Below are 9563 nucleotides of genomic sequence, written 5' to 3'. Positions count from 1 at the left end.
AAGGCCGGGCTGGGCGTCGCCTCGTTCAATCGATGGATCAGTTCCGGCAGCCGGCGCGCCCCGGTCTTGTCCTTCAGGCGACGCAGGTGGGTATAGGCGGTATTGATGCTGACGCCGCTGTCGCGGGCATGGTCGACCGGAGACAGGCCTTGCAACAGGGCTTGCGCCAGCCTCGCCTCGGCCGAGGTCAGGCCGAACAGCGCGCGCAAGCCGTCGCCGCGCGCGGCGCGGCCCGCCAGCGGATCGTGGACGAACAGCACGGCCGCGGCGTCCGGCGCCTCGTCCGCCTCGCCCCGGAAGACCGGTCGCACGGTGAGCACATAGGGAGGGCCCCCGGACGGTCGGGCGACGGCGAATGACGCGGGAGCCCCCAGGGTCTCGCCTCGCCCGAGCGCGAGAGCCGCGCCGAGGGCCGCGCCGAAACGCTCCCGCGCGCCGGCCGGGTGCAAGCGGATCCCCTCTCTCGCCAGGCGGACGCCATCGCCGCACGCCGACATCTCGATCAGGGCGGCGTTGGCGTGAAGAACGGCTCCGGTCCTGTCGAGCAGGGCGACTCCGCCGCCGACGGTGTCCAGAATCCGGGTCAGGGAGCGCGCTTCGTCCCGAGCCTCGCCGAGCCGGGCGGCGACCTGGATGGCGAGGCGGGCGTGCTGCATCAGCCGGCCGAACAGCTCCACATCGGGCCGATCCATATGACCCTGCGACGGATCGCGGGTCAGGGTGAAGACCGTTTCCGGTCCCCCGCCCCCGTCGAGGATGCCAACGACGAAATAGCGGGGGTCGGTATAGGTGATGAATTCAGCGTAGAATGGCTCCCGGCCCAGGCCGGCGGCGTCGAGGATGTGGCCGCGCGGGAATTTTCGCGTCCGGCCCCCGGGCGGTCGCCGCGGCGCATAGGCATTGTCGCTGGAGTGGAACGACAGATAGGCCTCGACCATCTCCGGCTCGCTGCCGTAGCCGTGCCACATACGGTGGCGTCCACGGGCGTAGTCGTAGGTTTCGAGCGACGCCGCCGAGGCCCCGGCGAACCGCGTGACGGTCTGCAGCGCATCCGGCCAGCGCTCCGCCTCCAGCCCCGCCGCGTGGATGGCCTCGATCACGGTCAACAGCGCGTCGTCCGTCCGCCTCATCCGTTCCAATCGCCCCGAACCCACACAGCCGTCGCAGCAGGACCGGAATAGCACTCTGGGCGAACGGCGTCATCAGAACCGATGACGCCACGGATGAGCGGTTGGTTCTAGGACTCCTCCATCAATGGGAGTGCGGACAGGCGATGCGTGCGCGGTTCAAGAACATCCTTCTGGGCGGGGCGGCGTGCACCGTGCTGGCGATCGCGTTTCCGGCCGAGGCGCAGGACGTGGACGAGGCGGCCCTGGCGCGCCGCCTGGCCCTGATCGACGATCTCGAGGGGCCGATCAACCGCCTGCTGGACGCAGCGGACGCTGCAAACGCCCGCGGCGACTGCGCGAGCGAGCTGCGGATCGTCACCCACGTCGACATGTTCTACGACAACATGATGCGCGAGGTGTCGGTCGGCGGCCGCTTCCCGCCCGGCACCCTGGCTCCCGAGATTCGGCGTTTCCAGGCCGCGAAGGCCCGGGTCTGCCCACCTCCCGGGGTGACCGAGACGGCGCAACCGATGGCCATGGCCGACGCGGCCGCGCCCGTGGCCGCCCTTCCCCCGCCGCCGCAGTGGCAGCTCGACGCCCTGTCGACCCAGGACCAGTGGCAGGCCGAATTGGCCGGCGAACCGGTCGCCGAGGGCGACGGCGGCGATCAGGATGCGCCCCGCCCCGCGCCCCCGCCGCCCCCGCCGCGGGGACAGGCCGACGCCCAGCACATCGCCGACCACGTCAACGCCCGCCCGGTCGCGACCCCCGAGCCCGTCGATCCGGAGATGGCGGCGATGCAGGAGCGGATGCTGCGCGAGTCCTCCGGCGATCCCCTGCCAGACACGCCCGCCCCGCCCTCGCCCCCGCCGCCGCCCCAGCGCACGGACGCCCAGGCCCAGGCCGAGCATCAGGCGGAACTGCTCAAGCAGGAGACCGAGCGTGTTCAGTTCGAGCAGCGCTACGACCTGCAACAGGCCGCCGCCGCCGGGGCGGCGGCGCTGGCGGCGGGCGACTGCCCCGGGCGGGACGCGGCCGTCGCGGCCCTGGAAGCCATAATCAACGACATCCAGAGCCGCTACTCGGACTGGAATCAAGCCGACATGGAAGCGGCGGAGGCCGCGGTAGACGCCCTGCGGGCGGCCCCCTGTCCGCCGCCGGGCGTCGAGCCGGCGACGGTTGGCAGCGTTCCGGGCTCCGGGACGCCGACGACCGACGATACGGTCCTGCAGATCGGGAACAACGTCCTGCGGATTCGCATCGCGGGCGACGGGCAGGTCTTCTGCACCTATGGTCCCGCCGTGCCTGAACCCGCCACCCCCGGCGGCGGAGCGCCGGGCGACGATCCACGAGACGGTCCGGGCGGGCCGGACAACGACGACCCCCGCGACGGGCCGCCGCCGCGTCCCGACGTCCCCGAATACGGCCGGACCCCGGAACAGCAGGCGGCCTACTCCGCCTGGTACAATGAAGTGGCCGAGTACTGGGAGAAGCGGGACGGTCTGAAGGCGGACTCCAACGGCCATCTGCCGGGTCACCCCCTGTATGGTGTGTATGACGATACCCCCGATGATACCCCCGACGATCCCCGGGACGAGGGCGTGCCGGAAGAGGACGATCCGCGCGACGAAACCCCGCCTGTCACCCTGATCATCAAGGCGACCGCCATCGCCCAGAGCGGGGTCGGTCAGACCGCCGTGGGCCGCACCCAGGCCAAGCTGTTCCCGGAATCGATCACCAACGTCGCCCTGCCGTCGGAAGGCGGCGCCCGGCCCCAGACCGACGCCGGCGAGGATCCGGTCACCTGCACGACGGGCGACGACGGAACCTGCACCGTCCAGATCGATCCCTGCGACTTCGGCAACTGCGACTACGCCCTCGAGGTGGGCCAGACGCCGGAGATCAACCTCTTCACCAGCGAGAGCGCCAGCTATGTGCTGGAGTTGACCGGCCGCGGCGCGGTCTCCAGCGCGCTTCAGCCCTATGTGGTCGGGCAGGTGAATATCGATGGCGTGAAGCACGTCATCGTCATGGCCGGCGCGGGGGACGACGCCCTGCTCCAGGGGCTGATCAGTCACGAACTGGGCGTCAACGTCGCGAATTTCGAGGTCAATATCTGCCGCGACAAACAGCCCGGCCCGCCGCCGCCCGATCCGCTGATGCAGGGCGCCGGTTCGTGGGGCCAGCAGCATGACGACCAGTGGGCGATCAAGCGGGTCGGCCTGACCCTGGGCGCCGATTCCGCCTGGACCCGGCTGGGTCCGGACCCCCAACCCGTCACCGTGGCCGTGATCGACACCGGCCTGGACTGGAACCACCTCGACTTCAGCTACGACAACATCTGGAAGAACCCCGGCGAGACGCCCGACAACGGCGTCGACGACGACGGCAACGGCTATGTCGACGACATCATCGGCTGGGACTTCATGGCCGGGACCAACAATCCCTGGGACCACGACGGCCACGGCACCATCGTGGCGGGGATCATCGCCGCCGACGGCGGCAACGACATCGGCATGGCCGGAATCAATCCGCACGCCCGGATCATGGTGCTGAAGGCGCTGAACGCCTTCGGCCACACCCGCGCCTCCTATGTCGCCGAGGCCGTCGTCTACGCCGCCGACAACGGCGCGCGGGTGATCAACCTGTCGGTCGGCGGCCCGACCCTGACCCGGATCGAGACCGCCGCCATCGCCCATGCCCGCGCCAGGGGCGTGGTCGTGGTGGTCGCCGCGGGGAACGAGGGCGTCAATGTCGCCGAGTTCGGCCTGGCCGGCGCGGACGGCGTGCTCACCGTCGGCGCGACCAATCTGGACGACAGCCACCCCAACTTCTCCAACTGGGGAGCGGGGGTGGACATCGCCGCGCCCGGGGTCGATGTGCTCAGCCTGCGGGCCCGGCGCACCGACACCATGCTGGGCATCAAGGACGTGCCCTATGAGGCGGGGGCGGCCTATGTCGGCGAGGACCGGCGCTATTACCGGGTCAGCGGCACCTCCTTCTCGACCCCGATCGTGGCGGGAGTGGCCTCGCTGGTCCTGTCGGCCCGGCCCGAGCTGACCGCCGAACAGGTCGAGGCGATCCTGGTCCAGTCGGCCGAGGACATCCAGACGCCCGGCGTCGACCAGTTCTCCGGCGCCGGCATGGTCGACGCCCGCGCCGCCCTGGCCATGGACCCGGCCTTCCGGATCGAGGCGTCGATCACCGGGCTGGAGGTGGTTCAGGGCGCCGCCGGACCCGTGGTGCGGGTGCAGGGATCCGCCGGCGCGGATCGCTTCGGCTCGGCCCGCATCGAGGTCGGGCGCGGCGAACGGCCGACCGCCTTCACTCCAGTCCTGCCCGGCGTGGCCGCGGCGACCGGCGCCCTGGGCGACATTCCGGCCGACGCCTTCCGCGGCGCGGCCGTCTGGACCGTCCGCCTGGTCGTCACCCATGCCGACGGCCGGACACGGGAGGCCCGCTACGTCCTCGACGTCGGCGGCTGAACATCATCATGCAAGGGGAGATATCCAGATGACGACCTCAAGATGGGCCTGGGCGGCGCTGGCCGCGGTCCCGGCGATCGTGTGCGCGGCCCCGGCCTGGGCGGCGACCTCGACCTCGATCGTGGTCACCAGCCGGGGCGAGACCCTGCCGCGATCCTCGATCCAGCTGTTCAACGCCGAGACGGGCGCGCAGGTGCGGATGGAGGAGGAGGACGACGACCGCGTCGCCGCCCTGTTCCTGCTGGACGGCGGCCGCTATCGGGTGGTCGTCAACGGCGAGACGGTGCGCGAGATTTCGGTCAGCGGGACCGGCTCGCAGAGCTTCACCATCGATGTGCCGCCGCGTCTGGCAGGCCCTGCCGCAACGCCTCAGGGCCTGACACCGGCTGATGAGCGACGGATCGCCGACGCTATGACGCGGGAGGACCAAATCTTCGCCGAATGGGACGAAAAAACCAGCCTGATCGTCCACGCCGGCGTGGGCGAACTCGACGCCCCCACCCAGGCTGGAACCGGCTTCCAGCGCCCCAGTGGCGGAGCCGAGACCTTCGCCGGCCGCAACGCGGACACCATCCGGATGCACACCCTGGGGCTGGTGCTGTTCCCCCTCGCCTATCGCGAATGGCTGATCTCGGCCAGCGGCCTCTATGGCAAGGGAGATGAGCAAGGCGAGGGCAGCGTCCCGGCCGGAACGGGGACCGACACCGGCTTCGTCTATGGCGACTTTTCCCTCGGCGATTCGGCCGGAGTGAACATCGGCGACCGCGGCTCGGCCTGGACGACGAATTCCGAGGTCGAACTGTTCAATCTCAAATTCAAGGCCGTGCAGGCGGCGACGGGGCCGGTGGCCCTGTTTCTGTTCGCCGACTATCTGCGCAGCCGGCGCCAGTACGACAGCGAAGTCATGGCCGAGGTGTTCGGCGAGACCCTCAGTCAGGCGCGCAATCAGGAGGTGACCGACAATCTGATCGGCGCCGGGGCGGGACTTCAGTTCGACTCCGGCCCCGGCGACGGCGTCCGGTTCGGAGGATGGACCTCGGCGGGCCTGTTCCACCGGTCCTCGGAGCTGTCGGCGTGGGAACGTAATGTCTGCCCCCTGTGCGGACCGGAGGACGCGGACTTCACCTTGCGGTTCGATGAAACCGACAGAGGCGCGACCTGGTCAGTCGCGGCCGGCGCCTATCTCGAGGTTCCCTTGTCAGGGAACGTCTCGATCGGCCTGGGCGCCGACGTCGCCTACATCGACGAGGTGGGGGCGGTGTTCAATCCCAGCTCGGGAGACCAGGTCTTTCTCGACGGCGAGACCACGCGCCTGACCACCACCGAAGCGATCAGCTCCAGCATCCGGGTGGGTCTCAGGGCAAGGTTCTAGCCGACGCTCAGGCCGCCGCCTGCGCGCCGGATCCCGGCCCGGCCAGGCCCTGCATGACCATCCGGTTGATGTCGATCAGGGCCTCGAAGTCGTCCTCGCCGCGCATGACGGCCGAGGAGTGCTTGCTGACGAACAGGCTGATCGAGATGATCCGGGCCCGCAGGGCCTTGTCCATGGCGTTGTCGGGGCTGGCGCAGTCGGTGGCCAGGGTCGACCACAGGCGGCGGTTCCAGTCGAGGGCGTCGATGCGGGTGGCGACGTCGCCGGGGTCCACCGTCGAGGCGTGCATCAGCGCCCGGGTCACCTGCCCGAACAGCCGGTACTCCATCTCGCGGGGGTTTTCAGCCCGCGTCGCCGCGGTCTTGTACGCCTGAAGCGACATTCGCCAGACCTTCCTCGTAATCCACCAGTTTCCGGGCCGCCATCAGGGCCTTGTAGTATTCGCGCGACATCACATGCCGCGACGCCGCCACGCAGTCCGCCAGCACCTGCGGATTGCGGGTCGCGCCCATGAATTCGGTCAGCCGCAGGGCGAACTCATCGTAGATCTTGGGCGCCGCGCTCTCGTCGAGGTACATCATCATCACGGGAAAGTAGACGCGCTTCGCCGGGCTGCTGACGTCCTCGGGCTGCATGATGTCCTTCTCGCGCAGCACGCTGGCCTTGTTCTGCAGGATCAGCACGCCGCGCCGGTCGCCGTTCTGGACCACGGCTCCGTTGAGAACGAATTTCTCTCCGGGCTTGAGCGACAGCTTCAGCGGCATTCGGAGCGTCTCCTGACAGGCGCACGGCGACGTTAGGAAGCCGGAACGAACGCAGGTTAAACAGTCGTGGTTAACCATCCCTTGTGATCCTGGCGGCCAAGGTCGGCGGATCATCTCAGGATCGCCGCATGTCCGCCGTCGAATTGTCGCCCGAACAGGTCCACGCCTTCGCCCCCGTCGCCCAGGGCGTGGCCGGCGATTCGGCCTCGCCCGCGGCGATCCGCAAGCTGTCGCGCCAGCTGGCCAGGCCGAAACCGGCGGTGAAGGCGCAGCGCAAGGCGCTCGAGACCCTGAAGGCCTCGCTGATGGCGATCCGGGCCGGCGATTTCGAGCTCGGGGCCCGGCGCGCGCTGGAGGCGCTGAAGATCGACGAGACCAACGGCCTGGCCTGGCATGTGCTGGCCATCTGCCGCGAGAAGTCGGGCCAGTTCGGCCAGGCGCTGCTGGCCTATGAGGCGGCGCTGAAGCTGCTGCCCAACGAGACCGACGTGGCCCACGACCTCGGCCGGCTGGCCCAGCAGATGGGCTATCTCGAGATCGCCGAGAAGCTGCTGCTGAAATATCTGGCCGCCGACCCCGGCCACATCGAGGCGACCAACAATCTGGCCTGCGTGCAGCGCGACCAGAAGCGCTACGGCGACGCCGTCGAGACCCTGCGCGGCCTGCTGGCGATCGAGCCGGAATCGCCGGTGCTGTGGAATACGCTCGGCACCGTGCTTAGCGACCAGGGCGACATGGCCACGGCCCTGACCTTCTTCGAGGAGGCGCTGCGGCAAGACCCGGGCTTCGCCAAGGCGCGCTACAACCGCGCCAACGCGCGCCAGCCGCTGGGCGACGCGATGGGGGCCCTGGAGGACATCGACGCCGCCCTGCCCGGGGCTGAAAATCCCTATGAGCGGGCCATGATGAGCATGGCGCGAGCCATGCTGTTGATGACCCTGGGCCGCATCCCGGAAGGTTTCGAGGCCTATGAGGTCCGGCTCGACCCGCACCTGCCGGAGGCGATGCGGGTCGCCGTCGACGCTCCGCGCTGGGATCCGAAGACGGAGGACGTCCGCGGCAAGCGGCTGCTGATCGTCGGCGAGCAGGGCATCGCCGACGAGATGGTGTTCGGCACCTGCATCGGCGACGCCGTCGAGGCGGTCGGACCCGAGGGACAGGTCTATGTGGCCGTGGAGCCGCGCCTGATCGGCCTGTTCCAGCGCGCCTTCCCGGACGCCGTGGTCGGCGGCCACAGGTCGGTCAAGCTGGAGGGGCGGATCACCCGCTACGTGCCCTTCGCCGAAGAGCTGGAGGGCGGGGTCGACGCCTGGATCCCGATGGCCTCGCTGATGGCCGTCTACCGCCAGTCGCTCGAGTCCTTCCCGGAGCGGCGCGGCTATCTGGTCCCCGACCCCGGCAAGGTGACCTTCTGGAAGGCGGAGCTGGACAGGCTCGGCCCCGGGCTCAAGGTCGGCCTGCACTGGAAGAGCCTGGTGCTGACCGGCCAACGGGCGCGGTATTTCTCGAGTTTCGAGCGCTGGAAGCCGGTGCTGACCACGCCGGGGGCGGTGATGGTCAGCCTGCAGTGCGGCGACGTCGCCGACGACCTGGCCGCGGCCGAGGCGGCGGGGGTGTCGATCTGGACCCCGCCGATCGACCTCAGGAACGACCTCGAGGACGTCGCGGCCCTGTCGGCGGCCCTCGACCTGGTGATCGGCCCGGGCATCGCCGGGACCAACCTGGCCGCCGCGGTCGGCGGCGCCGCCTGGATGATCACCGCCCCCGACGACTGGCACTACCTGGCCACGGACCGCTACCCCTTCTATCCGCACCTGCGCTTCTTCCGGCGCGACGGCTTCGCCGACTGGGACGGAACCATGGCCCGCATCCGCACGGCCCTGGACGAAGCGGTGGCCGCGGGGAACGCCGGGTGAAGCCGGGGCGTTGATCTCCCGAGGACAGGGAGATGTCAGAATGCCGCGGCTGGACGACTATTCGGACGACCAGGAACAGTCGGAAGTCTTCGACGAAACCCACATCGACGATGAGGGCGACGGCGATGTCCTGCTGGACGAGGCCGACCCGGTGCTGGACGTCACCCAGGCCGACGGGGACGCTGACGGGGACGAGGCGGTCGAGGACGAGGCCGTCGACGACCTCGACGACGAACTCGGGGCCTCCGGCGTCGAGGCCGAGGCCGACGCCCTGCTGGGGGTCGACGGCGAACGGCTGACCGAGGTCGACGGCGAGAGCGCCAGCCTGCAGGGCCATGACGAGGTCGAGCTGGTCTATTCCGGCCTGATGCGCAACTCGCGCGGGGCCCAGGCCAGCGCGGCCCACTGGGAGGCCAGACGCCTGTCCGACGACGACATCTCGGACCTCGGCTACGGCCCCGACACCGACGAAGATCATCCCTCGAGCTGAGGACGCCGCCATGAGCCCGACCCACAATCCCGACCACCAGCAGGCCCCGGCCGACGACGAGCCCTACGCCCGGCCGGCGCCGCCCGAGGAGGGCAAGCCCGACCAGCTGTGCGAGGACAAGCGCAAGGCCGAAAGCCGCCAGGAGGCCCTGGTCGACGAGGGCGTCGAGGAGAGCTTTCCGGCCAGCGACCCGCCGGCGGTGAAGCGGATCACCTGAGGGCGGCGGACGGTTCGATTGTCAAAGACCGGGGGGCGGGTCCGCTTCGCCCCTCCACCCCTTCGGGGTCCCCCTCCCCATTGCATGGGGAGGAGACGGGCAGCCGTCGGCGCCGCCAGCGGAACAGGCGGTTGGGGAGGGCGCGGGGCGACCGGGCCTCGCCCGGTTGCGGATGAGTTTACCGTTTCGACGAGACAGGCTGCCCCGCGC

Annotated in this window: 8 protein-coding genes; 5 read left to right on the top strand and 3 right to left on the bottom strand. The window is 70.1% G+C overall.

What is annotated here, in order from left to right:
* Nucleotides 1–1106 (bottom strand): helix-turn-helix transcriptional regulator (locus tag Q0588_RS03110; protein WP_298743681.1); only part of this gene is annotated, 1106 nt, incomplete at its 3' end.
* Nucleotides 1107–1273: 167 nt separating this feature from the next.
* Between Q0588_RS03110 and Q0588_RS03105 the strand changes: the two genes are divergently transcribed.
* Both Q0588_RS03105 and Q0588_RS03100 read left to right on the top strand, forming a co-directional pair.
* Nucleotides 1274–4594 (top strand): S8 family peptidase, encoded by a 3321-nt coding sequence (locus tag Q0588_RS03105; RefSeq protein WP_298743679.1) that lies wholly within the window; start codon nt 1274–1276, stop codon nt 4592–4594.
* Between the two features lie 28 nt (nt 4595–4622).
* Complete coding sequence (locus tag Q0588_RS03100; RefSeq protein ID WP_298743677.1) at nt 4623–5966, top strand: hypothetical protein; 1344 nt, start codon at nt 4623–4625, stop codon at nt 5964–5966.
* A gap of 7 nt (nt 5967–5973) precedes the next feature.
* On the opposite strand, the gene flaF is transcribed toward Q0588_RS03100, so the two are convergent.
* Nucleotides 5974–6348: a flagellar biosynthesis regulator FlaF gene (gene flaF / locus Q0588_RS03095; RefSeq protein WP_298743675.1), complete on the bottom strand. Its 375-nt coding sequence runs from the start codon at nt 6346–6348 to the stop codon at nt 5974–5976.
* Nucleotides 6308–6730, bottom strand: coding sequence for a flagellar biosynthesis repressor FlbT (gene flbT, locus Q0588_RS03090; RefSeq protein ID WP_298743673.1), 423 nt, complete (start codon nt 6728–6730; stop codon nt 6308–6310). The genes flaF and flbT overlap by 41 nt, the downstream gene beginning before the upstream one ends.
* Before the next feature lie 128 nt (nt 6731–6858).
* Between flbT and Q0588_RS03085 the strand changes: the two genes are divergently transcribed.
* From Q0588_RS03085 to Q0588_RS03075, 3 genes are read left to right on the top strand one after another with little or no spacing between them, the layout of a single operon-like run.
* Nucleotides 6859–8646, top strand: a complete 1788-nt coding sequence (locus tag Q0588_RS03085; RefSeq protein ID WP_298743671.1) for a tetratricopeptide repeat protein — start codon at nt 6859–6861, stop codon at nt 8644–8646.
* Between the two features lie 40 nt (nt 8647–8686).
* Nucleotides 8687–9136: a hypothetical protein gene (locus tag Q0588_RS03080; protein WP_298743669.1), complete on the top strand. Its 450-nt coding sequence runs from the start codon at nt 8687–8689 to the stop codon at nt 9134–9136.
* Nucleotides 9137–9146: 10 nt separating this feature from the next.
* Nucleotides 9147–9353 carry a hypothetical protein gene (locus Q0588_RS03075; RefSeq protein WP_298743667.1) on the top strand — a complete coding sequence of 69 codons (207 nt, stop codon included), beginning with the start codon at nt 9147–9149 and terminating at the stop codon, nt 9351–9353.
* Nucleotides 9354–9563 lie beyond the last annotated feature (210 nt).

This window comes from uncultured Brevundimonas sp., from assembly GCF_937870815.1.
In the GTDB taxonomy this organism is placed as follows: Bacteria; Pseudomonadota; Alphaproteobacteria; order Caulobacterales; family Caulobacteraceae; genus Brevundimonas.
This window is presented reverse-complemented; position numbering and strand designations above follow the sequence as displayed.